This window comes from Pantoea sp. SOD02 (genome assembly GCF_024707505.1).
GTDB classification, from domain to species: Bacteria; Pseudomonadota; Gammaproteobacteria; order Enterobacterales; family Enterobacteriaceae; genus Pantoea; species Pantoea symbiotica.
This window is the reverse complement of sequence record NZ_CP102604.1, coordinates 785435-812320: the sequence shown is the minus strand read 5'-3', so window position 1 is coordinate 812320 and position 26886 is coordinate 785435. Positions and strand designations below refer to the sequence as shown.

The 26886-nt window shown below is 55.8% G+C and carries 22 protein-coding genes and 1 riboswitch; of the genes, 10 read left to right on the top strand and 12 right to left on the bottom strand.

Annotated features, from left to right (window positions below; all coding sequences use genetic code 11):
- The 10 genes from mraY to ilvI all read right to left on the bottom strand — a co-directional run bounded on the left by mraY (position 1) and on the right by ilvI (position 11330).
- Positions 1 to 1083 (bottom strand): phospho-N-acetylmuramoyl-pentapeptide-transferase, encoded by a 1083-nt coding sequence (gene mraY / locus NR302_RS03660; RefSeq protein ID WP_008108613.1) that lies wholly within the window; start codon positions 1081 to 1083, stop codon positions 1 to 3.
- Positions 1077 to 2438 carry a UDP-N-acetylmuramoyl-tripeptide--D-alanyl-D-alanine ligase gene (gene murF, locus NR302_RS03655; RefSeq protein ID WP_258144595.1) on the bottom strand — a complete coding sequence of 454 codons (1362 nt, stop codon included), beginning with the start codon at positions 2436 to 2438 and terminating at the stop codon, positions 1077 to 1079. Before murF ends, mraY begins: the two co-directional genes overlap by 7 nt.
- Positions 2435 to 3922 (bottom strand): UDP-N-acetylmuramoyl-L-alanyl-D-glutamate--2,6-diaminopimelate ligase, encoded by a 1488-nt coding sequence (gene murE / locus NR302_RS03650; RefSeq protein ID WP_258144594.1) that lies wholly within the window; start codon positions 3920 to 3922, stop codon positions 2435 to 2437. The genes murF and murE overlap by 4 nt, the downstream gene beginning before the upstream one ends.
- Positions 3909 to 5675 (bottom strand): peptidoglycan glycosyltransferase FtsI, encoded by a 1767-nt coding sequence (locus tag NR302_RS03645; RefSeq protein WP_258144593.1) that lies wholly within the window; start codon positions 5673 to 5675, stop codon positions 3909 to 3911. Before NR302_RS03645 ends, murE begins: the two co-directional genes overlap by 14 nt.
- A gap of 16 nt (positions 5676 to 5691) precedes the next feature.
- Complete coding sequence (gene ftsL, locus NR302_RS03640; protein WP_008108617.1) at positions 5692 to 6012, bottom strand: cell division protein FtsL; 321 nt, start codon at positions 6010 to 6012, stop codon at positions 5692 to 5694.
- A complete protein-coding gene (gene rsmH, locus NR302_RS03635; protein ID WP_008108618.1) occupies positions 6009 to 6950 on the bottom strand; it encodes a 16S rRNA (cytosine(1402)-N(4))-methyltransferase RsmH in 942 nt (313 codons plus the stop codon). The genes ftsL and rsmH overlap by 4 nt, the downstream gene beginning before the upstream one ends.
- 2 nt (positions 6951 to 6952) lie before the next feature.
- Positions 6953 to 7411: a division/cell wall cluster transcriptional repressor MraZ gene (gene mraZ, locus NR302_RS03630; RefSeq protein WP_007885013.1), complete on the bottom strand. Its 459-nt coding sequence runs from the start codon at positions 7409 to 7411 to the stop codon at positions 6953 to 6955.
- Between the two features lie 492 nt (positions 7412 to 7903).
- Positions 7904 to 8914 carry a catabolite repressor/activator gene (gene cra / locus NR302_RS03625; protein ID WP_258144592.1) on the bottom strand — a complete coding sequence of 337 codons (1011 nt, stop codon included), beginning with the start codon at positions 8912 to 8914 and terminating at the stop codon, positions 7904 to 7906.
- 197 nt (positions 8915 to 9111) lie between these two features.
- Positions 9112 to 9603: an acetolactate synthase small subunit gene (ilvN, locus tag NR302_RS03620; protein WP_008108620.1), complete on the bottom strand. Its 492-nt coding sequence runs from the start codon at positions 9601 to 9603 to the stop codon at positions 9112 to 9114.
- Between the two features lie 2 nt (positions 9604 to 9605).
- Positions 9606 to 11330: an acetolactate synthase 3 large subunit gene (gene ilvI / locus NR302_RS03615; protein ID WP_258144591.1), complete on the bottom strand. Its 1725-nt coding sequence runs from the start codon at positions 11328 to 11330 to the stop codon at positions 9606 to 9608.
- A 732-nt stretch (positions 11331 to 12062) separates the two neighbouring features.
- Between ilvI and leuL the strand changes: the two genes are divergently transcribed.
- The 5 genes from leuL to leuD all read left to right on the top strand — a co-directional run bounded on the left by leuL (position 12063) and on the right by leuD (position 16916).
- The gene (gene leuL / locus NR302_RS23715; RefSeq protein ID WP_099686952.1) at positions 12063 to 12146 is read left to right on the top strand and encodes a leu operon leader peptide; all 84 of its coding nucleotides are present in this window, start codon (positions 12063 to 12065) and stop codon (positions 12144 to 12146) included.
- Positions 12147 to 12239: 93 nt separating this feature from the next.
- Positions 12240 to 13802: a 2-isopropylmalate synthase gene (gene leuA / locus NR302_RS03610; protein WP_008108623.1), complete on the top strand. Its 1563-nt coding sequence runs from the start codon at positions 12240 to 12242 to the stop codon at positions 13800 to 13802.
- Between the two features lie 2 nt (positions 13803 to 13804).
- Complete coding sequence (gene leuB / locus NR302_RS03605) at positions 13805 to 14896, top strand: 3-isopropylmalate dehydrogenase (RefSeq protein ID WP_258144590.1); 1092 nt, start codon at positions 13805 to 13807, stop codon at positions 14894 to 14896.
- A gap of 4 nt (positions 14897 to 14900) precedes the next feature.
- Positions 14901 to 16307: a 3-isopropylmalate dehydratase large subunit gene (gene leuC, locus NR302_RS03600; protein WP_008108626.1), complete on the top strand. Its 1407-nt coding sequence runs from the start codon at positions 14901 to 14903 to the stop codon at positions 16305 to 16307.
- Between the two features lie 3 nt (positions 16308 to 16310).
- Complete coding sequence (leuD, locus tag NR302_RS03595) at positions 16311 to 16916, top strand: 3-isopropylmalate dehydratase small subunit (protein ID WP_258144589.1); 606 nt, start codon at positions 16311 to 16313, stop codon at positions 16914 to 16916.
- 34 nt (positions 16917 to 16950) lie between these two features.
- On the opposite strand, the gene NR302_RS03590 is transcribed toward leuD, so the two are convergent.
- Positions 16951 to 18129: an MFS transporter gene (locus NR302_RS03590; protein WP_036649573.1), complete on the bottom strand. Its 1179-nt coding sequence runs from the start codon at positions 18127 to 18129 to the stop codon at positions 16951 to 16953.
- Positions 18130 to 18384: 255 nt separating this feature from the next.
- Between NR302_RS03590 and sgrR the strand changes: the two genes are divergently transcribed.
- The 4 genes from sgrR (at position 18385) to thiQ (ending at position 23482) form a co-directional block, all read left to right on the top strand.
- Positions 18385 to 20046: an HTH-type transcriptional regulator SgrR gene (gene sgrR, locus NR302_RS03585; protein ID WP_061718131.1), complete on the top strand. Its 1662-nt coding sequence runs from the start codon at positions 18385 to 18387 to the stop codon at positions 20044 to 20046.
- Positions 20047 to 20081: 35 nt separating this feature from the next.
- A riboswitch (TPP riboswitch) is annotated at positions 20082 to 20177 on the top strand.
- Between the two features lie 47 nt (positions 20178 to 20224).
- Entirely contained in the window at positions 20225 to 21211 is a 987-nt protein-coding gene (gene thiB, locus NR302_RS03580; protein WP_258144588.1) for a thiamine ABC transporter substrate binding subunit, read from the top strand.
- Positions 21211 to 22797 (top strand): thiamine/thiamine pyrophosphate ABC transporter permease ThiP, encoded by a 1587-nt coding sequence (gene thiP, locus NR302_RS03575; protein ID WP_258144587.1) that lies wholly within the window; start codon positions 21211 to 21213, stop codon positions 22795 to 22797. The genes thiB and thiP overlap by 1 nt, the downstream gene beginning before the upstream one ends.
- The gene (gene thiQ, locus NR302_RS03570) at positions 22781 to 23482 is read left to right on the top strand and encodes a thiamine ABC transporter ATP-binding protein ThiQ (RefSeq protein ID WP_154193005.1); all 702 of its coding nucleotides are present in this window, start codon (positions 22781 to 22783) and stop codon (positions 23480 to 23482) included. The genes thiP and thiQ overlap by 17 nt, the downstream gene beginning before the upstream one ends.
- Here the strand turns inward: thiQ and NR302_RS03565 are convergent.
- Positions 23479 to 24243, bottom strand: a complete 765-nt coding sequence (locus NR302_RS03565; protein WP_008108634.1) for a DedA family protein — start codon at positions 24241 to 24243, stop codon at positions 23479 to 23481. The two genes, thiQ and NR302_RS03565, sit on opposite strands and share 4 nt — an antisense overlap.
- 264 nt (positions 24244 to 24507) lie before the next feature.
- Between NR302_RS03565 and polB the strand changes: the two genes are divergently transcribed.
- The gene (polB, locus tag NR302_RS03560; protein WP_258144586.1) at positions 24508 to 26868 is read left to right on the top strand and encodes a DNA polymerase II; all 2361 of its coding nucleotides are present in this window, start codon (positions 24508 to 24510) and stop codon (positions 26866 to 26868) included.
- Positions 26869 to 26886: the final 18 nt, after the last annotated feature.

Sequence of the window (26886 nt, the reverse complement as noted above, 5' to 3'; positions counted from 1 at the left end):
TTAACGTACCTTCAGCGTTGCCAGGCCAATCAGCACCAGCATCAGCGAAATAATCCAGAAGCGCACGATGACGCGCGGCTCCGGCCAGCCTTTCAATTCATAGTGATGGTGAATCGGCGCCATGCGGAAAATGCGTTGACCGCGCAGCTTGAACGATCCCACCTGCAGAATCACCGACAGCGTTTCGACCACAAACACGCCGCCCATGATTAACAGCAAGAATTCCTGACGCAGCAGCACGGCGATAGTGCCGAGCGCGCCGCCCAGCGCCAGTGAGCCGACATCGCCCATGAACACTTGCGCTGGATAGGTGTTGAACCACAAAAATCCGAGTCCGGCTCCGACAATCGCGGTACAGACAATCACCAATTCACCCGCGTGCCGTAAATAAGGAATGTGCAGATATTCGGCAAACTTGACGTTACCGGTCGCCCACGCCACCAACGCAAAGCCTGCTGCCACGAATACCGTTGGCATAATGGCTAAGCCATCAAGGCCGTCAGTTAAGTTAACCGCGTTGCCGGTACCGACAATCACGAAGTAGGCCAGCACCACGTAGAACAGTCCCAGCTGCGGCATGATGTCTTTGAAGAACGGCACCACCAGCTGCGTCGCAGGCGTATCCTTACCGGCGATAAACAGCGCGAATGCAACGGCCAGCGAAATCACCGACATCCAGAAGTATTTCCAGCGCGCGATCAGCCCTTTAGTGTCTTTGCGCACCACTTTGCGATAGTCATCCACAAAGCCGATGATGCCAAAACCAACCAGTACCACCAGTACGCACCAGACATATGGATTAGACGGATAAGCCCACATCAACACCGAAATGGTGATGGAGGTGAGGATCATCACGCCGCCCATGGTTGGCGTGCCACGCTTGCTGAAGTGTGATTCTGGACCGTCGTTACGCACCACCTGGCCGATCTGCAGTTTCTGCAACCAGGCAATCAGGCGCGGGCCCATCCACAGAGAAATGAACAAAGCGGTCAGCAGGCTGACAATGGCGCGAAACGTCAGATACGAGAAGACGTTAAAGCCGGAATAAAATGCGACCAGATGTTCGGCCAGCCAGACTAGCATGTTCCTTTCTCCTGTAAGCTCTGTACTACCTGCTCCATGGCGGCACTACGTGAACCTTTAACCAAAATAGTGATGTCCTGATGTTCGGATAGCAATGTGCGTAAACGTTCAGTCAGCGCGGTTTTAGTGGCGAAATGCTCGCCTTTCCCGCTGCTTTCGCCAATCAACTGGCTCAGAGTTCCGGTGCTCAGCACGCAATCAATGCCGGCCGCTTTAGCCGCATCGCCCACCTGGCGATGACACAGTTCTGCTTCATCGCCCAGCTCAGCCATATCGCCCACCACCATCACGCGGTAACCCGGCATATCGCCCAGCACCTGCGCGGCAGCCGTCATAGAACCGACGTTGGCGTTGTAGCTGTCATCCAGCAGCAGTTGATTGGCCGCCAGACGAATCGGGAACAGTCGACCAGGAACAGGCTGCAAGGTTTTAAGGCCAGCTTGAATCGCCGTCAGCGGCGCATCCACCGACAACGCCAGCGCTGCAGCGGCTAACGCATTTGCGATGTTATGACGGCCTGGCAGCGGCAACTCCACGGCGATATCACCGCGTGGCGTATGCAGCGTGAACAGCGTGGCATCGGCACGCAGCACGATTTCACTGGAGCGGAACTCTGCATCAGCCATCGGCTGCGGCGAGAAACGCCACAGGGTTTTATCCACAAACTGTGATTGCCAGTTGACCAGATCGTTGCTGTCAGCGTTGACGATCGCAGTACCGTGTACCGGCAAGCCGCCAAAAATTTCGCCTTTAGCTTTCGCCACACCGGCCAGTGAACCAAAGCCTTCCAGATGAGCGGCGGCCAGGTTATTTACCAACGCGGTTTCCGGACGCACCAGATCGGTGGTGTAAGCAATTTCGCCTTGATGATTAGCGCCTAACTCAATCACTGCGTAAGCATGTTCTTTGGTGAGACGCAGCAGCGTCATCGGCACGCCGAAGTCATTGTTCAGGTTGCCTGCGGTGTAGAGCGTTTCACCGCACTGACGCAGAATCGCGGCGGTCATCTCTTTGACCGAGGTTTTGCCGGATGAACCGGTCAAGGCAACCACGCGCGCTTTCGCCTGTTGGCGTACCCACGCAGCGAGTTGCCCGAAAGCAATGCGCGTATCAGCGACAACCACCTGCGGTACAGAAACCTTCAACAGCTTACTTACCAGCAGCGCCTGCGCGCCGTTATCAATCGCATCGTTAGCGAAATCGTGCGCATCAAAACGTTCACCCACCAGCGCCACAAACAGGCTGCCGGCGGTGACTTTACGTGTATCGGTGGTGACATCGGCAATGGTTAAGTCCGCGCCGTGCAGTTGACCGCCGCTGATTTCGGCCAGTGTGTTGAGAGAAACGGGAATCATGCCATCACCCCCAACAAACGGGCGACTGTGTCGCGATCGGAGTAATCCAGACGACGGTTGCCAATGATTTGATAATCTTCGTGACCTTTTCCGGCCACCAACACGATGTCATCCGCGCCGGCTTGCATCACGGCGTTGGTGACCGCCTGCGCACGACCGGAAACCACGCGCGCACGGCCCGGATCGAGCAAGCCGGTGAGAATGTCATTCACAATCGCCATCGGCTCTTCGCTGCGCGGATTATCGTCGGTGATCACCACGATGTCGGAGAACTGCTCAGCAATCGCGCCCATCAGCGGACGTTTGCCTTTGTCACGATCGCCACCGCAGCCAAACACGCACCACAACTGACCTTTGCAGTGCAGACGCGCCGCTTCCAGCGCTTTTTCCAGCGCATCTGGCGTGTGAGCGTAATCGACAACCACAGTAGGTTTTTCTGGCGCAGTAAACACTTCCATGCGACCACACACCGGCTGCAGCTGCGGCGCCGTGGCGACCAGCGCATCAAGCGGATAGTCCAGCGCCAGCAGCGTAGCCAACGCCAGCAACAAGTTGCTCACGTTAAAAGCGCCCATCAGGCGGCTATCAAACTCGCCGTTGCCCCAGCTGGAGCTGAACTTGATGTGCGCACCGCCATCGTGATAATCCACCGCCGTGGCTTTGAGCCAGCGGCCATGACAGCCCGATTGCAGATTGTCTTCCATGGTGACCGCTACTGCATCTGGCAGTTTTGCCAGCCAGCGACGGCCCACTTCATCATCAGCGTTGATGATGGCTTCAGCGACTTGATGCTCAGAGAACAGCAACCATTTAGCCGATTCATAGCTCTGCATATCACCGTGATAATCGAGGTGATCGCGGCTCAGGTTAGTAAACACTGCGGCCGCAAACGGTAAAGCTGCAACGCGATGCTGCACCAAACCGTGTGAGGAGACTTCCATTGCCGTCAGGGTTGCGCCCTGCCCGACCAAATCATTCAGCACATGCTGCACATCCACCGCAGAACCGGTGGTGTTTTCGGTTGCCACCAGTTGACCGTAAAGGCCATTGCCGACCGTGCCCATCACGGCGCCGGTTTCACCCAGCAAGTTGGCCCACTGCGCCATCAGTTGCGTGGTGGTGGTTTTACCGTTGGTGCCGGTAACACCAATCAATTTCAGTTTGCTTGCAGGCTGCTGATAAAAGCGTCCGGCCAGTGCAGAGAGACGCTGCTGCAACTGCGCCAGATAGATAACCGGGACGCCATGCATCTCACGGATATCTCCATCGCTGGCTTCACCTTCGGCTTCGGCAATCACTGCCGCCACGCCTTGTGCAATAGCCTGCGGAATAAAACGACGTCCATCAGCATGATGGCCCGCCACGGCGATAAACAGATCGCCAGAAGCCGCAGCGCGGCTATCTAGTGTCATGTCACGGAGTGGACGCGCCGGCGCACCCGGCACCCACGGGGCCAGTAAGTCGCGCAGGTTACGATCTGTCACTTGATTCCTCACTTCTATTCTTCACCAACTCGTTCTTATCAACTGTCGGCAGCGCATCAGGTTCGATATTCATGGTACGCAACACGCCGCCCATGATGGCGCCAAACACCGGTGCAGAAACCGCACCACCATAATATTTACCGGCCTGGGGATCGTTAATCACCACCACCAGCGCAAAACGAGGACGGCTGGCAGGCGCGACGCCTGCGGTATAAGCAATGTATTTGTTGACGTAACGTCCATCCGGTCCAACCTTCTTGGCGGTACCGGTTTTGATGGCAATGCGATAGCCCTTGATGGCGGCTTTAACCCCACCACCGCCAGGCAACGCAACGCTTTCCATCATGTGCATCACCGTTTTCACCAGGTCTTCCTGGAAAACGCGTTCACCCGCAACCGGCGGGTCAACTTTGGTGATCGACAGCGGGCGATTGATGCCGTAGCTGCCAATGGTCGCGTAGACTCGCGCTAACTGTAACGGCGTTACCATTAGCCCGTAGCCGAAAGAGAAGGTGGCCCTCTCTATGTCAGACCACCGTTGTTTTTGAGGGTATAAGCCACTACTTTCCCCGACCAGCCCCAAATTGGTCGGTTTACCCAGCCCAAAGCGCGCGTAAGTATCTACGAGTGCTGAGGAGGGCATCGCTAACGCCAAACGTGAAACCCCGACGTTACTCGACTTCTGTAAAACCCCGGTAAGGGTCAATTCGTTGTAGCGCGCCACGTCTTTGATCTCATGACCATTTACGCGGTACGGCACGGTATTCAATACGCTGTTCTCTTTCACCACACCGCGCTGCAAGGCCGTCATCACCACCATCGGTTTCACGGTGGAACCTGGTTCGAAGATGTCGGTAATGGCGCGGTTACGCATCACGTCTTTCGGCGTGTTGCTGAGATTATTCGGGTTGTAAGCGGGGCTGTTCGCCATCGCCAGCACTTCGCCGGTGTTTACATCCACCAACACGGCGGTGCCTGATTCGGCTTTGTTGAACGCCACAGCGTTATTCAGTTCGCGATACACCAGCGCCTGCAGACGTTCATCAATGCTCAGCGTGAGATTGTGAGCGGCGCGGCTGTCTACCGAGGAGATATCTTCAATGACGCGGCCGTTGCGGTCTTTTCGCACCGTACGTTCGCCCGGTGCGCCAGTCAGCCATTTGTCGAAGCTCTTTTCGATGCCTTCGATGCCCTGACCATCAATGTTGGTGAAACCAATCAGGTGTGCGGTAACCTGGCCCGCCGGATAGTAGCGGCGCGACTCTTCACGCAGATAGATGCCCGGCAGCTTAAGCTTTTTCACATACTCGCCAATCGCCGGATTCACCTGGCGCGCCAGATAGACAAAGCGCCCTTTTGGGTTGGCGTTGATGCGTGCAGCGAGTTGATCAAGCGGAATCGATAACGCATCTGACAGCGCTTTCCAGCGGCTATCCAGCGAGACGCCGCCGTGTTCGGTCAGCTCTTTCGGATCGGCCCAAATCGCATTCACCGGCACGCTCACCGCCAATGGACGACCGGCACGATCGCTGATCATGCCGCGCGCGGTTGGCACCGATTGCACGCGCAGCGAACGCAAATCGCCCTCTTTCACCAGCTTGTCAGGGTTGATCACCTGCAGCCATGCTACGCGCGACAGCAGTCCGCCCAGCGCCAGTAAAATGCACCCGCACAGTAACGCAAAGCGCCAGCTTACAAAGCTGGCCTTTTCTTCTTGTTTTTTTAACTTCAGCGTTTTGCCTGCGCCACTCATTGAGTTCTGCGATTCCTTATTTCTGCACCACAATATTTTCCTGCGAAGGATCAACATGCTGCATTTGCAGTTTATCGGTTGCTATCCGCTCTACGCGGCTGTGATCGCCAAGTGCGTTCTCTTCAAGAATCAGGTTGCGCCATTCGATATCGAGCGCATCACGCTCCAGCACCAGCTGTTCACGCTGCGCCGTTAATAGGCGCGTCTTGTGCGTGGTGGTCACGACGATCACCGAGGACACCAGCACTGCGATGAGCAGCAACAGCGGGATCTTGCCAAATCGCAGCAGGTCTCCACCGATAACACCGGGTAAGCTGTGGCGCTCGTTGCCAATCATGACGCCGTTCGCTCCGCGATACGTAATACCGAACTGCGCGCACGTGGGTTTTCGTTCACTTCGGCTTCACCAGGAATCAGCTTGCCCAGCGTTTTCAGTTCACGTCCGCCTAAAGCTTTGAGCTGCGACTCGGTCATCGGAATCCCTGCTGGCACCTGCGGACCACGGCTCTGATCGCGCATAAAGCGCTTCACTAAGCGATCTTCCAGTGAGTGGAAGCTGATAATCGACAACCTGCCGCCGGGTGCGAGAACCGATAATGCACCTTTCAGCGCGGTATCAATCTCTTCCAGCTCGCTGTTGATCCAGATACGAATCGCCTGGAAAGTACGCGTTGCCGGATGCTTAAATTTGTCTTTGACGGGCATCGCGGCGGCAATCACCGTTGCCAGCTCTTTGGTGCGCGTCATCGGCTGTTCGCGGTTGCGCTCAACAATGGCGCGCGCAATACGTTTACCGAAACGCTCTTCGCCGTAGGTTTTGATCACGAAAGCGATATCTGCCTCTTCCGCGCTCATCAGCCATTCAGCGGCTGATTGCCCGCGCGTTGGGTCCATACGCATATCCAGCGGCCCATCACGCATGAAAGAGAAACCGCGTTCGGCATCATCCAATTGCGGTGAAGAGACGCCCAGATCGAGTAGAACGCCGTCGATCTTGCCAGTCAGCCCGCGCTCTTCGACGTATTCCGCTAATGCCGAAAACGGCCCGTGCACGATCGAAAAACGAGGATCGTTTATCTCAGCGGCTGCGGCTATCGCTTGCGGATCGCGATCAATCGCTATCAGTTGCCCTTTCTCGCCAAGCTGAGAAAGAATTAAGCGCGAGTGACCGCCGCGACCAAAAGTGCCATCGATATAAATGCCGTCTTCCCTGATATTGAGGCCGTTTACCGCCTCATCCAGCAGCACTGTGGTGTGTTTGAAATTTTCCTGCATAGCTATAGCGACAAGTCCTGCAACCGCTCAGATAAAGGCTCCTGAGCCGACTGTTCTGTGTCAATATCATCCTTAACTTGTTGATACCAGGTCTGTTCATCCCACAGCTCAAACTTGTTGAACTGTCCAACCAGCATCACTTCTTTGGTCAGGCCGGCGTGTTGGCGTAACGTGTTCGCCAACAACAAACGACCCGCATTATCCATCTGGCATTCACTGGCATGTCCTAACAGCAGTCGCTGCACGCGACGCTCGGCTGGATTCATGCTGGATAAGCGAGACAGCTTTTTCTCAATGATTTCCCATTCGGGCAGGGTATAAAGCAGCAGGCATGGCTGGTGGAGGTCAATGGTGCATACCATTTGCCCCTGAGACTCTGCGACTAGCAATTCACGATAGCGTGTTGGTACTGCTAATCGTCCTTTGCTGTCGAGATTGACTAACGTTGCTCCACGGAACATGCCAGCCTTACCCCTCAATCACCCGTTTTCACCACTTTATCCCACTTTTTACCACGAAACGAGTTTACGGAGCCGATGAAATCCTTGTCAAGCCGCAACGGCAAGTGAATATCACTATTTACATCGGGTGAAATTAATCAGAGAGGGAATTAATCGACATGGATTCGCAAAATAAAAAATTAACCTGATGAATAATTGAATAAAAATTTTCGCACATTGAAAAATGGCGAAAAATAAAGCGCTTTTACGCGGAATTATATTTGCCCTGCAATCTGCGACGACGGCGGCATTTTAGGGGATTTCTGAAAGGAAGCCCAGCATCATCGCGCCAGCTCTGCTACGCCTCGCTGCTGGAGATGTAAACAATTAAGAAAAGTCAGCAAGGTTAGATTGTTAGCTGGAGTGGCGATTATTTACGCTTATTTACGCCGGAAGGTTCGCAGGAAATATCTGCAGGTTAAATTAACGCTGGGCAGCGAACTGCCCAACATTTCATTTAGTGCGGCGGCTTAATTGTCCGCGGCGGAATAAATTACGACGAATGCGGGTTAAACCCGGTTTCGGTTTACGCGGTTCATCCAGCGAGGCCAAAACCAGTTCCAGCACGCGCTCAGCTACGTCGCGATGACGCTGCCCCACCGCCAGCACCGGGCACTCAAGGAAATCCAGCAATTCGTGGTCGCCAAAGGTGGCAATCGCCAGATCGGTTGGCAAGCGGCCATCACGCTTCAACGTAACGTCCATTACGCCCTGCAGCAGCCCAAACGACGTGGTGAACAGCGCTTCTGGCATCGGATGATCTTCGAGGTACTTCTCAAACAGCGTGGCAGCGGCGGCACGATCGAAGCTGTTGCAATAGATGTAATCAATGGGCCGTTCGTCGTCTTTCCACGCATCGCGGAAGCCGAGTTCACGCAGGAAACTGACCGACAATTCCGGCAGCGCCCCAAGGAACAGCACGTTTTTCACCGGTAGCTGACGCAATTCAGCCGCCAATGCCTGCGCATCATCCTGATCGGCACCGACTACGCTGGTAAAGTGTTCACGATCCAGCGCACGGTCCAGCGCGATAATCGGTAAAGGATCATTGATCCAACGCTGATAGAACGGATGCTCTGGCGGCAGAGAAGTTGAAACGATGATGGCATCAACCTGACGCTGTAACAGATGCTCGATGCAGCGCATTTCGTTGTCCGGCTGATCTTCCGAGCAGGCAATCAAAAGCTGATAACCGCGCTGACGCGCCTGACGTTCCAGATAGTTGGCAATGCGCGTGTAACTGGTGTTTTCCAAATCAGGGATCACCAGACCAATTGAACGGGTGCGTCCGGCACGCAGCCCAGCCGCGACGGCATTCGGGTGATAGTTGTGTTCACGCACCACCGCCATCACTTTCTCGACGGTTTTTTCGCTGACACGATACTGCCGCGCTTTGCCATTGATTACATAGCTGGCCGTAGTGCGCGACACGCCTGCCAGGCGCGCAATTTCATCCAGTTTCACGGTGACACCTTAATTCTGATAAGCCAGCGCTGGCGAAAATATCCGCAGAGTAGCTATGGGTAAAACATTTGTAACATCTAACCGCAGAACACTACGCCGAGCAACCGCTTTTCTCTCGCATCCTGGATAAGCGCATAAAATAAAAAAACCCGGCATTTCGCCGGGTTAGAATCAGATGAAATCGTTACTTAAGGTGATTAACGCATTACGCGATCGCCGCGCGATACACCCACGATTCCTGAACGAGCCACTTCAACAATTTCTGCCACGTCACGCACGGTGTTAAGAAACGCGTCGAGTTTATCGCTGGTGCCTGCCAGCTGAACCGTGTAAAGCGTTGGCGTGACATCGATAATCTGACCACGGAAAATTTCCGCGCTGCGCTTCACTTCTTCACGGCCGTAACCGCTGGCCTGGATTTTCACCAGCATGATTTCACGCTCAACGTAAGCGCCCTGCCCCAGCTCGCTGACTCGTAACACGTCCACCAGCTTGTGCAGCTGCTTTTCGATCTGCTCCAGCACTTTCTCATCGCCGACCGTTTGAATTGTCATGCGTGATAAGGTCGGATCATCGGTTGGCGCGACAGTAAGGCTTTCGATGTTGTAACCGCGTTGAGAGAACAGTCCCACTACGCGGGACAATGCGCCGGATTCGTTTTCCAGCAGAACCGATAAAATACGACGCATAATTAAGTCCTCTCCGTTTTGCTCAACCACATCTCATCCATCGAACCACCACGAATTTGCATCGGGTAAACGTGCTCGCTGCCGTCAATATTCACATCCACAAACACCAGACGGCCTTTCGCCAGCGTATCCAGTGCCAGCTGCAGCTTCTCTTCCAGCTCCGCAGGATGCGCAATGGAGATCCCCACATGACCATAAGCTTCGGCCAGACGCACGAAGTCAGGCAGTGATTGCATGTAAGACTGCGAGTGGCGACCAGAGTAAATCATGTCCTGCCACTGCTTAACCATGCCGAGGAAGCCGTTGTTGAGGTTCAATACCAGCACTGGCAAATCGTACTGCAGCGCGGTCGACAGTTCCTGAATGTTCATCTGGATGCTGCCATCGCCGGTCACGCAGATAACCGTTTCATCCGGCAGCGCCATCTTCACGCCCAGCGCTGCAGGCAAGCCGAAGCCCATGGTGCCCAAGCCACCGGAGTTGATCCAGCGACGCGGCTTGTCAAACTGGTAATAAAGTGCGGCAAACATCTGATGCTGACCGACGTCAGAGGTGACGTAAGCTTCGCCTTTGGTCAAACGACAGATGGTTTCGATGACAGCCTGCGGCTTGATTTTGTCACTGGTGCGATCGAATTCCAGACACTTGCGGCCACGCCAGCCTTCAATGGTCTGCCACCAGTCGCGCAGGCTATCGAGTTCCTGCTTCGCATCATTTTGCGCCAGCAGCTCTAACATCTGCGCCAGCGTCTGCTTCGCATCGCCGACAATCGGAATGTCCGCGCTGACGGTTTTGGAGATCGACGTTGGATCGACATCGATATGCATAATGGTGGCGTTCGGGCAGTACTTCGCCAGATTGTTGGTGGTGCGGTCGTCAAAACGCACGCCAATACCGAAAATCAGATCGGCGTTGTGCATGGTCATGTTGGCTTCGTAAGTGCCGTGCATACCCAGCATGCCGATGCACTGACGATGGGTGCCAGGGAACACGCCCAGGCCCATCAGCGAGGTTGTCACCGGAATATTAAGTTGCTCAGCCAGCTGCAGCAATTCTGCTTCGCAGCCCGACATAATCGCCCCGCCGCCGGCATAAATCACCGGCTTGTGCGCAGCCAGTAATGTTTGCAGCGCGCGCTTGATCTGTCCTTTATGGCCCTGAATGGTCGGATTGTAAGAGCGCATGCTCACCGTTTCCGGCCAAACGTACGGCAGCTTGTTGGCTGGGTTCAGGATATCTTTTGGCAGATCGATAACCACCGGCCCCGGACGACCGCTGGCTGCCAGCCAGAAGGCCTTTTTCAGCACGGTTGGGATCTCTTCGGCTTTTTTCACCAGGAAGCTGTGCTTCACCACCGGGCGGGAGATACCGACCATGTCGCACTCCTGGAACGCATCGTAACCAATCAGTGACGAAGGCACCTGACCCGACAGAATCACCATCGGGATTGAATCCATATAGGCGGTTGCAATACCGGTAATCGCGTTGGTAGCACCCGGACCGGAAGTCACCAGCACCACGCCTACTTCACCGGTCGCACGCGCAAGGCCATCGGCCATATGCACCGCGCCTTGTTCATGACGGACCAATACGTGGTCAATACCACCGACCGTTTGCAGCGCATCGTAAATATCGAGCACCGCTCCGCCCGGATAACCGAATACCTGCTTAACGCCCTGATCGATTAACGAACGGACGACCATTTCGGCTCCTGACAACATCTCCATTTTCTGCCTCCAGGCTTGAGGGACTGAATCCACTGACGTTCGCGTTTCCCGCACGCCACTGATATCCGGCCCCCGATCGCCAATTAAGATCAAAACCTTATGTTTATGCTCAGAAGGCAGCGTTCTGTCCGCCTTCCAGGTACAGGGAATCTACTTGAGTTAATTATATGAGAGTAGGTCGATTACCATAACCGCAGACAACCCGGCCTGCAAACGCCAGGACGCCACGTCGCGCCCAATCCGGCAATAAAGGCACTGATGCGTGATTATTGCCTGCGAGGATTAAACTAATGCTTCGTCATAACCACAGAGGAAAATGCTGGTTTAGAGATTATTTGCAGCGTGTTCTAAGAAATATGATTTTCATATTGCCTGACCACTCAGTCCACAATCTTTTGTGATAATTACTTTCTGGCGTGATTATCTATAAAACGGTCTAATCACATCATATTCTTCTTAACAACAAGCCTAATCTTGTTTTACCAGCAATGCGCATTGCCGACATAAGCCAATAATTATCAATTAGTTAAAATAAATTCTATTTTCTAAACGATTTTTTAAGTGGATGGAATCACTTATCCTGTTACTAATTAATGCCATTGCTCTGCGCAGCTGAAAAATCACAGCACATCGCCCTTTTTACCTCTCAGAAATACCCTTGCACTTAAGGTTGACTTCATACGTCAATTCCAGTACCAATATGTGCATCCAAAAATTTACGAGGTTTGAATCATGTTTCATTCTTTCCGCCTACTCGGTCTACTACTAAACGCATCCAGTTTGCGCGGTAGACTCGTGGGCGGAATCAATAACTGATTCGAACCTGCAGAAGTTTAAGAAACCCGCGCCAATGCGCGGGTTTTTTTATGCTCGTAGCACCGGCAACGTTAATGCATAAGGAAGATTACGATGAGCCAGCAAGTTATTATTTTCGATACCACTCTGCGTGATGGTGAACAGGCTTTACAGGCCAGCCTGAGTGTTAAAGAAAAACTGCAAATCGCTCTGGCGTTGGAACGTATGGGCGTGGATGTGATGGAAGTGGGCTTCCCCGTTTCCTCTCCAGGCGATTTTGAATCCGTACAAACCATCGCTCGTACCATTAAAAACAGCCGCGTCTGCGGACTGGCACGCTGCGTTGAGAAGGACATTGACGCCGCATACGAATCACTGCGTGTGGCTGAAGCGTTCCGTATTCACACCTTCATCGCGACTTCGCCGATGCATATCGCCACTAAATTGCGCAGCACGCTGCCGGAAGTGATTGAACGCGCGGTGCACATGATCAAACGCGCTCGCAACTACACCGACGACGTTGAGTTCTCCTGTGAAGATGGCGGTCGTACGCCAATCGACGATTTGTGCCGCATGGTTGAAGCCGCGATCAATGCCGGTGCAACCACCATCAACATCCCGGACACCGTCGGCTACACCTTGCCAGGTGAATACGCCAACATCATTGGCCAATTGGTGGCTCGCGTTCCCAACATCGATAAAGCCATCTTGTCTGTTCATACCCATGACGATTTGGGTATGGCGACCGGCAACGCCATCGCCGCAGTATTGGCCGGTGCGCGTCAGGTTGAAGGCACGTTAAACGGTTTAGGTGAGCGCGCCGGTAACTGTGCGCTGGAAGAAGTGATCATGGCGATCAAAACCCGCCAGCAGATCATGAATGTCCACACCAACATCAATCATCAGGAAATTTACCGCACCAGCCAAACCGTTAGCCAAATCTGCAACATGCCGATTCCAGCCAACAAAGCGGTGGTCGGTTCTAACGCCTTCGCCCACTCTTCCGGTATTCACCAGGATGGCGTGCTGAAGAACCGCGAAAACTACGAAATCCTGACGCCAGAATCTATCGGCCTGCACAAAATCCAGCTGAACCTGACTTCCCGTTCTGGCCGCGCCGCGGTGAAACACCGCATGGAAGAGATGGGCTACAAGGAGTCTGATTACAACCTCGACACCTTGTACGACGCCTTCCTGAAGCTGGCCGACAAGAAAGGTCAGGTCTTCGATTACGATCTGGAAGCGTTGGCCTTCATCAACAAGCAGAACGAAGAGCCAGAATATTTCCAGCTGAACGAATTCAACGTGCAGACCGGCTCAAGCGTGACCGCGACGGCCTCCGTGCAGTTGGGCTGCGGTGAAGAGACCAAAGCTGACGCCGCAACCGGTAACGGTCCGGTTGATGCGGTTTATCAGGCGATCAACCGCATCACCGGCTTTGAAGCCGAACTGATTAACTACAAGTTGACAGCGAAAGGCCACGGCGAGAACGCGCTGGGTCAGGTCGATATCGTGGTCAACTACAACGGTCGTAAATTCCACGGCGTTGGCCTGGCGACCGATATCGTCGAATCATCGGCGAAAGCGATGGTGAACGCGTTGAACAATATTTGGCGTGCTAAGCAGGTGGAAAAAGAACTGCAGCGTAAATTTAAAGATCAGAAGGAAACGGTGTAACTATGTCTAAGTCTTCTCATATCGCGGTATTGCCAGGCGACGGAATTGGTCCGGAAGTGATGGCGCAGGCCATGAAAGTTCTCGATGCAATTCGTACGCGTTTCGACATGCGTATCACCACCAGCGAATATGATGTTGGCGGTATCGCCATCGATCGTCATGGTGAACCGCTGCCACCGGCTACCGTTGCCGGCGCAGAGCAAGCGGATGCGATTCTGTTTGGCTCGGTAGGTGGCCCGAAGTGGGAACATCTGCCGCCTGCACAGCAACCTGAGCGCGGCGCGCTGCTGCCGCTGCGTAAGCACTTTAAGCTGTTCAGCAACTTGCGCCCTGCCGCGTTGTATAAAGGTCTGGAAGCGTTCTGCCCGCTGCGCAGCGATATCGCCGAGCGCGGTTTCGACATCCTGTGCGTGCGTGAACTGACCGGCGGCATCTACTTCGGTCAGCCGAAAGGCCGTGAAGGCAGCGGCCCACATGAGCGCGCTTTCGATACTGAGGTTTATCACCGCTTCGAAATCGAGCGCATTACGCGTATCGCGTTTGAATCAGCGCGTAAGCGCCGCAACATCGTTACCTCAATCGATAAAGCCAACGTGTTGCAGACTTCCGTGATGTGGCGCGAGATTGTCAATGAAGTGGCAAAAGATTATCCGGATGTGCAGTTGAGCCACATGTACATCGATAACGCCACCATGCAGCTGATTAAAGATCCATCACAGTTTGACGTGCTGCTGTGTTCTAACCTGTTTGGCGACATCCTGTCAGACGAATGCGCGATGATTACCGGTTCGATGGGCTTGCTGCCTTCTGCCAGCCTGAACGAAGAAGGTTTTGGCCTGTTTGAGCCAGCGGGCGGTTCCGCACCGGATATCGCCGGTCAGAACATTGCCAACCCGATTGCGCAGATTCTTTCGCTGTCACTGCTGCTGCGTTACAGCCTGAATGCGGATGAAGCAGCCGCAAGCATTGAACGCGCTGTCAGCCGCGCGTTGGAAGCGGGTTATCGTACCCGTGATTTGGCCGGTGACGGCAAGGCCGTGAGCACAGATGAGATGGGCAGCATCATTGCCGGTTTCATCGCCGAGGAAAAATAATAAAATGAAAAGCTTATACCAGAAGTTATTTGATGCACATGTCGTCCACGAAACGCCTAACGAAACTCCGTTACTCTATATCGATCGCCATCTGATCCATGAAGTGACGTCACCGCAGGCCTTTGATGGCCTGCGCGCACACGGCCGCAAAGTGCGCCAGCCGTCGAAAACCTTCGCCACCATGGATCACAACGTTTCGACGCAGACCAAAGATATCAACGCGTCTGGCGAGATGGCGCGTATTCAGATGCAAGAGCTGATCAAGAACTGTGCTGAGTTCGGCATTCAGCTGTATGACCTGAATCACCCGTTCCAGGGCATCGTGCACGTGATTGGGCCAGAGCAAGGTATGACGTTGCCGGGCATGACCATTGTGTGCGGCGATTCCCACACCGCCACCCACGGCGCGTTCGGTTCACTGGCATTCGGTATCGGTACTTCCGAAGTTGAGCATGTGTTTGCCACGCAAACCCTGAAGCAGGGCCGCGCGAAAACCATGAAGATTGAAGTGCTGGGCGAAGCTGCGCCGGGCATCACTGCCAAAGACATCGTATTGGCGATCATCGGTAAAACCGGCAGCGCTGGCGGTACCGGTCACGTTGTCGAATTCTGTGGCCCAGCGATCGAAGCGCTGAGCATGGAAGGCCGCATGACGCTGTGTAACATGGCGATTGAAATGGGTGCCAAAGCGGGCCTGGTTGCGCCGGATGACACCACTTTCGCTTACCTCAAAGACAAGCAGTTCGCGCCGAAGGGCGAGCAGTGGGAACAAGCGGTCGCTTACTGGCGCACGCTGAAGTCCGACAGCGATGCCAAATTCGACAGCATCGTCACGCTTCACGCCGAAGATATCGCCCCGCAAGTGACCTGGGGCACCAATCCAGGCCAGGTGATGGCGGTCGATCAAGCGATCCCGAATCCACAATCCTTTGCCGATCCGGTTGAGCGCGCTTCTGCAGAGAAAGCGCTGGCGTACATGGATCTGCAGCCAGGCATCAAACTGACTGACGTAGCGATCGATAAAGTGTTTATCGGTTCCTGCACCAACTCACGTATTGAAGATCTGCGTGCCGCTGCCGCAATTGCCAAAGGTCGCAAAGTAGCGCCGGGCGTAGTAGCGATGGTGGTACCAGGTTCCGGTCCGGTGAAAGCACAAGCCGAAGCCGAAGGTCTGGACAAAATCTTCCTCGAAGCCGGTTTTGAATGGCGTTTACCGGGTTGCTCAATGTGTCTGGCAATGAACAATGACCGCCTGAATCCAGGCGAACGTTGCGCATCAACCAGCAACCGTAACTTTGAAGGCCGTCAGGGCCGCGGTGGACGCACGCACCTGGTGAGCCCGGCGATGGCCGCTGCGGCTGCCGTAACCGGTCGTTTTGCCGACATTCGTGAATTGACTCAGGGAGCGTAAACCATGGCGAACAAATTTACTCAACACAGCGGAATTGTGGCGCCATTAGATGCGGCCAACGTCGATACTGATGCCATCATTCCAAAGCAGTTCCTGCAGAAAGTGACGCGCACCGGTTTTGGCGCGCACCTGTTCCACGACTGGCGTTTTGAAGATGATGCGGGCACAGTGCCAACTGCCAGCTTCGTGCTGAACAAACCCGAATTCAAAGGCACCAGCATTTTGCTGGCGCGTGAGAACTTTGGCTGCGGCTCATCGCGTGAGCACGCGCCGTGGGCGCTGACCGATTTCGGTTTCCATGTGGTGATCGCGCCAAGCTTCGCCGACATCTTCTATGGCAACAGCTTCAACAACCAGCTGCTGCCGGTGAAGTTGAGCGATGAAGAAGTGGATGAGATGTTCAAACTGGTTGCCGCGCAGCCTGGCGTCTCTTTCACCGTGGATCTGGAAGCGCAAACTGTTACGGCAGGCGATAAGACCTATAGCTTTGAAATCGACAGCTTCCGCCGTCACTGCATGATCAACGGTCTCGACAGCATTGGCCTGACGCTGCAACACGAAGCCTCAATCTTCAGCTACGAAACCAATCAGCCCGCGTTCTTACGCTAAGGCAACAAGGGCGACGTGATGTCGCCCTTATCCTTTATACATCCCGCACGCGCGACGCCAATCCCAACGCCAGCACCGCCAGCCCCAACGCCAGCCAGTAAACTGACTCATGACCAAAGCGCTCACTCATGGTGCCCTGAATGATGCCGGCGATAATCATGCCGGTGGAAATCGAGGTGGTGAACAGCGTCGTCGCCGCACCCGCGCGGCCCGGCATTAAATCCTGGAACCACAACATGCCAATCCCTGCGATGATGCCAATAAAGGCAGCGTTAAACAATTGCAGCACCATCAACGCAGTGCGCGACTGGAACATCACCAATCCGAGATAAAACACAATCGCCGCCACCAGCGCCAGCAGCATCAGTTTGCGTTTGCCGGTGCGCCGCGCGTAATGCCCGGCCAGCAGCATGATTGGAATCTCTAGCCCGGCGGCAGTGCCCATCAGCAATCCCGCCAGCTTCTCCGGTAAGCCAAGCGTAGAGCTGATATACAGCGGCATATCAATGATATACATGGTGTTGCACGCCCACATGGTGACGGAGGCGATAAACAGCAACCGCACCTGGCTGTCTTTCCACGGGCTCAGCTGCGTCAGCACCTCTTCAGGCGATGCCACCACGCGCGGCACCGACGGCAAGGTACGCCAGATCAGCAGCATGCTCAGCAGGAAAATCCCCGCCGCCACGCAAAACAGCGTCACAAAGCCGTAGTTGAGCGCCAGCGCAAACGACAGCGGCGGCCCAATCACCCACGCCAGCGACAGCTGCGCACGCATCACCGAGCTGAACATCACCACTTCACGCGCCGACTGATCGGCATATTCGCGCGCGAGCGCAAACACCTGCGGAATCGACACGCTGGCCAGCGCCGACAAAAATACGCCCAGCGTCACCAGCGTTAAATAGTGGCGATTGAAGGCAAACAGCAGCGCATTCAGCGTCGCCATCAGGCAGCAAAACAGAATCAGGTTGCGGCGATCGCCCTGGTTATCGGAGCGTTTCGCCATCAGCAGGCTAATCACAATCCCGGCGATCGCATTGATGGTAAAGAACAAGCCGACCCAGAACGGACTTACCTGCACTTCGCGCGTCAGAAACAGGCTCAGCGTCGGCGCCTGCAGCGCACCAGCCACGCCGGTCATAAACGACACTGCCATAAACGAGAGATAGACCGGATTGATGCGACGTTGACGCGTTAACAGCGATTTCATGCAGAAATCCCTTTGCGAATAAAAAAAGGTAGAGAAATGAGGGTAGAAGATTCTACAGGAAAACGAAAAAAGCCAGCAGATAAAGCGCTGCTGGCGGTGAAAATGCACCCTACTCAGAAAGAGGTTCCACGTCGGCGGAACCGCTGGCAGAGCGCCATTCATTACTGAATGCCTCCCGCTCTTCCATTGCCGTGCAGTATGCCTCTAATATGAGGCAGGAAAAACTGAGCGATTCTGACAAGGAGTTCCCCTTTTATGTCCTCTTCACGTTTGCAGCAGCAATTCATCCGCTTATGGCAAAGCTGTCAGGGGCAGGATCAGGAAACCACGCTCAACGAACTGGCCGATCTGCTGCACTGCTCGCGTCGCCATATGCGTAACCTGCTCAACGCCATGCAGAGTGAAGGCTGGCTGATTTGGCAGGCGGAAGCGGGACGCGGCAAGCGCTCGATGCTGAGTTTCTGCTATACCGGCCTGGCGCTTCAGCAGCAGCGTGCTGAGGATCTACTTGAGCAGGATCGCATCGAACAGTTAGTGCAACTGGTTGGCGATAAAAATCAGGTGCGCCAGATGATCGCGGCACATTTAGGCCGCAGCTTCCGTCAGGGTAAACACATCCTGCGCGTGCTCTATTACCGTCCGCTGCCCAATCTGCTGCCCGGTTCGCCACTGCGCCGCTCAGAAACCCATCTGGCGCGACAAATTTTCAACGGCCTGATGCGCATAAATGAGGAAAAGGGGGAAATCGAACCCGATATCGCCCATCACTGGCAGCAAACCTCGCCGCTGCAGTGGCGCTTCTTCCTGCGCCCGGCGATCCGTTTTCATCATGGTCGTGAACTGGAAATGGAGGATGTGATTGCTTCGCTGGAACGCGTGCGCAGCCAGCCGCTGTTTTCTCACATCAGTAAACTGGAGTCGCCCGCGCCCTGGACGCTGGATATCCATCTGAGCCAGCCGGATGATTGGTTGCCGTGGCTGCTGGCCAGCGTCAGCGCGATGATCCTGCCGCGCGAATGGCCAACGCTGCGTCAGTTTGCCCGCCAGCCGATTGGCACCGGCCCGTACAGCGTGGTGCGCAACCAACAAACGCAGCTGAAAATCGCCGCCTTCGATGATTACTTTGGCTATCGCGCGCTGATTGACGATGTGTCGATTTGGGTGCTGCCGGAGATCAGTGATGAGCTGGTGTATGCCGGAGTGAAACTGCAGGGCGAAACCGCTGACGAAAAATCGGAAGAGAGCCGTCTGGAAGAAGGCTGCTACTTTCTGCTTTACGATCAGCGCTCCGCATTGGGCCGCGATGCGCATTTCCGCCGCTGGGTGAGTTATCTGTTTAATCCGATCGCCTTATTGAATCATGCTGGCGTCGGCTATCAGCGTTACTGGTTCCCCGCTTATGGCTTGCTGCCACGCTGGCACCATCGCCGCGATCTCACGCCCGCCGACAAGCCAGCAGGTTTAACCCAACTGACGTTGAGCTGGTACAGCCATCACGTTGAGCATGAAGGTATCGCCAACGCGCTGCGACCGCTGCTGGCGCAGCAAGGTGTTGAGCTGATCACCCGCGTTGTGAGCTACGAAGAGTGGTTCGAGGGGGAAGGTGAAAGTGACATCTGGCTCGGCAGCGTCAACTTTACCTTGCCGCTCGAGTACGCGCTGTTCGCCCAGCTGTTTGAGCTGCCGTTGATGCATCACTGCATCCCAATTGACTGGCAAGCCGATGCCGCGCGCTGGCGGCAAAAGGATTTACCCTTGGCGGATTGGAGTAAACAGCTGATCGACAGCGACTATCTGCATCCGCTGTTCCATCACTGGCTGCTGCTGGAAGGACAGCGCAGTATGCGCGGCGTGCGTCTCAATACGCTCGGCTGGTTTGACTTCAAATCAGCCTGGTTTGCGCCGCCGGAGCTGTGATCCTTTCGCGCTGTCATATAAATGTCTAGAATGAGCCGTTCTCAACGGGGTGCCTTGAAATCAGGGCTGAGAGAAACCCGTCGAACCTGATCCGGCTAATACCGGCGTAGGGATTTGAGATGTCTCACTCCTCAGATCCTTTGCGACTCGACCTTATCTTCTCCTCAAGGAGCGCAAAGTGTTAAACAAAGTTCTGCCTGTGTTGCTGCTGGTTGCTGCACCGGCTTTCGCTGCCAAACCGGTTCTCACCGTTTACACCTACGATTCGTTCTCTGCCGATTGGGGCCCCGGTCCAGCGGTAAAAAAAGCCTTTGAAGCGCAGTGCGGCTGCGAACTGAAGTACGTAGCGCTGGAAGATGGCGTATCGCTGCTCAATCGTGTGCGCATGGAAGGCAAAAACAGCAAAGCTGATGTGGTGCTGGGGCTGGATAACAATCTGGTGCAGGCGGCGGAGAAAACCGGGCTGTTTGCCAAAAGTAGCGTTGATACCAAAGCATTATCGTTGCCAGATGGCTGGCACAACGACACCTTCATCCCGTTCGATTATGGCTACTTCGCCTTCGTCTACGATAAAAACAAACTGAAGAATCCGCCGAAAAGCCTGAAAGAACTGGTCGAAAGCCCGGAAAAATGGCGCGTGATTTATGAAGATCCGCGCACCAGCACGCCGGGCCTTGGCCTGCTGCTGTGGATGCAGAAAGTCTATGGCGATAACGCGCCTGAGGCGTGGCAGAAGCTGGCACAAAAAACCGTTACCGTCACCAAAGGCTGGAGCGAAGCTTACGGCCTGTTCCTGAAGGGCGAAGGCGATCTGGTGTTGAGCTACACCACTTCTCCGGCTTATCACATTATCGAAGAGAAGAAAGAGAACTACGCCGCTGCCGAATTTAGCGAAGGCCACTATTTGCAGGTGGAAGTTGCCGCGCAGCTCGCCAGCAGCAAACAGCCCAAGCTGGCGCAGCAGTTCATGCAGTTTATGGTTTCTCCGGCTTTCCAGCAGACCATTCCCACCGGCAACTGGATGTATCCGGTGATCAAAAGCGATCTACCAGCCGGTTATCAAACGCTGCAGGTACCCGCCAAGGCGTTGCAATACACGCCAGCCGAAGTGGCCGACCATCGCGCCGCGTGGATCAGCGCATGGCAAAGCGCCGTTAGCCGTTAATGCCCGGCTGGTTAATTCCCGGTAGCGCCATCGCGCTGTTGCTGTGCGCGGTGGCGCTGCTGGCGTTTGGCGCATTGGTGATGGTTGCGCCGGCCACCGACTGGCGTGCGCTGCTCAACGACAGTTATCTGCATCATGTGCTGCTGTTCTCGTTTGAGCAGGCGCTGCTGTCGGCGTTGCTCTCGGTGCTGCCCGCAATCTTGCTGGCCCGCGCGCTCTATCGCCGCCGTTTTCCCGGTCGCAACCTGTTGCTGCGCCTGTGCGCCATGACGCTGGTGCTGCCGGTGCTGGTGGCGGTGTTTGGCTTGCTCAGCGTGTATGGTCGCAGCGGCTGGCTGGCACAACTGTGCGCGGCCATTGGCTTTGACTACCACTTTTCACCGTATGGCCTGCAGGGCATTCTGCTGGCGCACGTCTTTTTTAACCTGCCGCTGGCGACGCGCCTGCTGTTACAGGCGCTGGAGAGCATTCCCGGCGAGCAGCGGCAAGTCGCCGCCCAGCTAGGCCTGCGCGGCTGGAATCTGTTTCGCTGGCTGGAATGGCCATGGCTGCGCCGTCAGATTCTGCCGACGGCGGCGCTGATCTTTATGCTCTGTTTCGCCAGCTTCGCCACGGTGCTGGCGCTGGGCGGCGGACCGCAGGCCACCACGCTGGAACTGGCGATCTATCAGGCGCTGAATTTCGACTACGATCCGGGCCGCGCGGCGCTGCTGGCGCTGTTACAGCTCGGTTGTTGCTTGCTGCTGGTGCTGCTGAGCCAGCGCTTTAGCAAAGCCATTCCCACCGGCAGCCAGAGCATTCGCGGCTGGCGCGATCCGCAGGATTCATGGCAGGCGCGCATCAGCGATACGTTGTTGATTAGTCTGGCGCTGCTGCTGCTGTTACCGCCTCTGGCGGCGGTAATCGTCGATGGTTTGCGCGGCGGCGTCGCCGGTGCACTGCAACAAGCGGCGCTGTGGCAAGCCACCTTTACCTCGCTACGCATCGCCGTGGGAGCTGGCGTGCTCTGCGTGGTGCTGACCATGATGCTGTTGTGGAGCAGCCGCGAGCTGCGTCAGCGCCAAAAAGTAATCGCCGCGCAGGCGATGGAGATGAGCGGCATGCTGATTCTGGCGATGCCGGGCATTGTGCTGGCGAGCGGTTTCTTCCTGCTGTTCAACGCCACCGTAGGTCTGCCGCAGCGCGCCGATGGTTTGGTGATCTTTACTAATGCCCTGATCGCCATCCCTTACGCCATGAAAGTGCTGGAGAATCCGATGCGCGATATCAGCGCCCGTTACAGCCAGCTCTGCGCTTCACTCGGCATCTCCGGCTTCAACCGTTTGCGGCTGATTGAGCTGCGCGCGCTGAAACGTCCAATTGCTCAGGCGCTGGCGTTTGCCTGCGTGCTGTCGATTGGTGATTTCGGCGTGGTCGCGCTGTTTGGCAGCGCCGATTTCCGCACGCTGCCCTTCTATCTGTTCCAGCAGATTGGCGCCTATCGCGGTGCGGACGGCGCCGTCACTGCGCTACTGCTGCTGCTGCTCTGCTTGCTACTCTTTACTCTGATGGAAAAATTACCGGGTCGCCATGCTGACACTGAATAACCTCACTTACCTTTATCAGCATCTGCCGATGCGCTTCAGTTTTGCGGCGCAGGCCGGTGAACGTCTGGCGATCCTCGGTCCGAGCGGCGCGGGGAAAAGTACCTTGCTGAGTCTGATTGGCGGCTTTTTGCCGATCAATCAAGGCGCGCTGGTGATGAACGGCATTGATCATACTCACAGCGTACCGTCGGCGCGCCCGGTTTCCATGCTGTTCCAGGAGAACAACCTTTTTCCGCATCTGACGGTGCAGCAAAACATGGCGTTGGGTTTACATCCGGGCCTGAAACTGACGCGCGAACAGCAGCAGCAAGTCGTGGATATCGCCGATCAAACTGGCCTGCAGGCAATGCTCACGCGTTTGCCTGGCGAGCTTTCCGGCGGCCAGCGTCAGCGCGTGGCACTGGCGCGTTGCCTGCTGCGCAATCAGCCAATTTTGCTGCTGGACGAACCCTTCTCAGCGCTGGATCCGGCGCTGCGCAACGAGATGCTGCAGCTGGTTCGTTCGGTATGCGAAAGCCGTAACATCACCTTGTTGATGGTGTCGCACAGTCTGGAAGATGCTCAGCAGATTGCGCCACGCAGTTTGGTGATCGTCGATGGGCGCATCTACTGGGATGGCAGTACTGAGAGTTTGGTGCGTGGTGAAAGTGAGGCGGCCGCCATCCTTGGCGTGACATCGCGTTAAGCGAAGAAGACTTTCCACAGCAGGTGGCGGAAGATCGGCATCATCGGATGGAACTGGATAGCGATAAACGCGCCCAGGCCAATTGCCGCCATTAGCGGAGCCAGCCAGCGCAGGCGCGCAGTTGGCAGATATTTCGTTGCCCAATCGACGGTTTTCCCGCTGCGCCACCAGCGCCACAGCAGCCAGCCACCGATCCACAGCAGCAGCGCCACCAGCAACAGCAACCACTTAAAGCTGCCGCCCTGTGCGGCCTGCGGCACGTCAATCGCCACGCCCGCCAGAATGCCCGGCATCAAATAAGCGGGAGGCCAGAGAATACAGCCAATCAGGTTAGGCGGCAGGAACTTGCGCACCGGCAACTCCAGCATGCCGGCCGCCAGCGGAATCAGCGGACGCGTCGGCCCCACGAAACGCCCTACCAAAATGGTGAGCATGCTGTGCTGGTGCAATGCATGTTCGGTTTTATCCAGCAAGCCCTTGTATTTTTGGATGTATTTCCAACGATGCAGCGGCCCCTGAAATTTCCAGCCGATGCCATACGAAACCCAATCCCCGATGAGGCAGCCAGCAAAACCTGCCGCCCACGCCGGGTAAAGACCAATTTGTCCACTTCCAACCAGCGCCCCAAGGCTGGCCATTAATACCGTGCCCGGCAACAGCAATCCCACGAAGGCCAGCGACTCAAGGAAAGTCACCAGCGCAACGGCGATCAGCGCGTACTCCAGCGATTGCGAAAACAGGTGTTGAATCCAGGCTTCCATAAATATCCTCTGCGGAATATAGAGGCTGGATTGTCCAGAGCACGGGAGCCAGCGTCAAGGCAAGAATTGTAGGCTTTTCCGTCATCCTTCAAATTGCAGGTGCGTTGGCTGCGTGCGCTCGCCCCGGTCACTTACTGATGTAAGCTCCCGGGGACTTACGCACTTGCCGCCTTCCTGCAATTCGAATGATGTTGGAAAAGGGAACCAAATACACTGTATAAACATCCATGTTATACTCAATGCAATTCATTCTCTGGAGTTAACGTGACCGATCCGCGCGCAGGTTTTCTGCTTACCCGACATTGGCGAGATACGCCGACCGGCAGCGAAGTGGTGCTGTGGCTGGCAACCGACAGCGGCCCGCAGCGGCTGGTGCTGCCTGCTCAGGAATCCGTGGCGTTTGTGCCCGAGGAGTTCCGCGCGCAAACCGAAGCGCTGATCCGCGACGAGCGGCACACGCGTATGCAAACGCTAGAGCTGAAGGATTTCCGCCGCCGCCCGGTGTTTGGCCTCTATTGTCGCAGCAATCGCCAGCTGCAAAACCTGGAAAAGCGCCTGCGTGAAAACGGTATTCCGGTATATGAAGCAGATATCCGTCCACCCGAACGCTATTTGATGGAGCGCTTTATCACTGCGCCGGTGTGGTTTAGCGGTGAAACGCGCGGCGACAGCGTGGTCAACGCGCGCCTGAAGCCGCATCCTGATTACCGTCCGCAGCTGAAATGGGTATCGCTGGATATTGAAACCACCCAGCATGGCGAACTCTATTGCATCGGGCTGGAAGGCTGCGGTCAGCGCCAGGTTTACATGCTGGGTCCGCCCAACGGCGATGCCAGCACGCTCGATTTTGATCTGATCTATGTTGATAGCCGCCCGCAACTGCTTGAGCAGCTCAACGCATGGTTTGAACGGCATGAACCAGATGTGATTATCGGCTGGAACGTGGTGCAGTTCGATTTGCGCGTATTGCAGAAACACGCCGATCGATACGGCATTCCGCTGCGTTTAGGGCGTCAGAAGCAGGCGCTGGAGTGGCGCGAGCACGGCTTCAAGCCCGGCGTGTTCTTCGCACAGGCGACGGGCCGCTTGATTATTGATGGCATCGACGCGCTCAAATCTGCCTTCTGGGATTTCCCCTCTTTCAGCCTTGAAGCGGTGTCGCGCCAGCTGCTGGGCGAAGGTAAAGCCATCGACAATCCGTGGGATCGCATGGAGGAGATCAACTGGCGCTTTGCCAACGATAAACCGGCGCTGGCGAAATATAACCTCAAAGATTGCGAACTGGTGACGCGCATCTTCCAGCATACCGCCATCATGCCGTTCCTGCTGGAACGCGCCACGGTGAACGGTTTAGCGGTGGATCGTCACGGCGGTTCGGTGGCGGCCTTTGGTCATCTCTATATTCCGCGCATGCACCGCGCCGGTTTCGTGGCGCCGAATCTCGGTGAAGTTGCGCCGGAAGCCAGCCCCGGCGGCTACGTGATGGATTCACGCCCCGGCCTGTACGATTCGGTGCTGGTGCTGGATTACAAAAGCCTCTATCCCTCAATTATTCGCACCTTCCTCATCGATCCCGTTGGACTGGTGGAGGGCCTTGCGCATCCGGATGACGCCGATTCGGTGCCAGGTTTTCGCAACGCGCGCTTCTCACGCGAAACGCACTGCTTACCGGCGATTGTCGAGCAGATTTGGCAAGGCCGTGAAGCCGCCAAGCGCGACAACAACAAGCCGCTGTCGCAGGCACTGAAGATTATCATGAATGCTTTTTATGGCGTGCTCGGCACCAGCGCTTGCCGCTTCTTCGATCCGCGCCTCGCCTCATCCATTACCCTGCGCGGCCACGCCATCATGCAGCAAACGCGCGAGCTGATTGAAGCGGAAGGCTTTGATGTGATTTACGGCGATACCGATTCCACCTTCGTCTGGCTGAAAGGCGCGCGCAGTGAAGCGGAGGCGGCTGCGATTGGCCGTCACCTTGCTGAACAGGTTAATGGCTGGTGGCAGCAGCATCTGCAATCGACTTATGGGCTGGAGAGCGCGCTGGAGCTGGAGTATGAAACCCACTTCAGCCGTTTTCTGATGCCGACCATTCGCGGCGCCGAACAGGGCAGCAAAAAGCGTTATGCCGGCATGATTCGCAGCGATGGCGGTGAGCGGCTGGTGTTTAAAGGCCTCGAATCGGTGCGCACCGACTGGACGCCGCTGGCGCAGCAGTTCCAGCAAAATCTCTATGGCCGCATTTTCCGTGGCGAGCCGTGGCAGGATTACATTCGCGACACGGTCGCGCAGCTGCTGGCCGGGGAACTCGACGATCAGCTGGTATATAAAAAACGCCTGCGTCGCGCGCTGAAAGATTATGAGCGTAATGTGCCGCCACACGTGCGCGCTGCGCGCCTCGCCGATGAGCACAACCGCAAGCTGCAGCGCCCGTTGCAGTATCAAAACGGTGGATCGATTCGCTATGTGATGGCAACGGCCGGCCCGGAACCACTTGAGGCGCGGAATACGCCACTCGACTACGATCATTACGTCACCAAACAGCTGCAGCCGGTGGCTGACGGCATTTTACCGTTCGTCGGTGATGACTTTGCTACACTCATTACTGGGCAGCTGGGGCTTTTTTGACAGGTGACGAATGCCTTG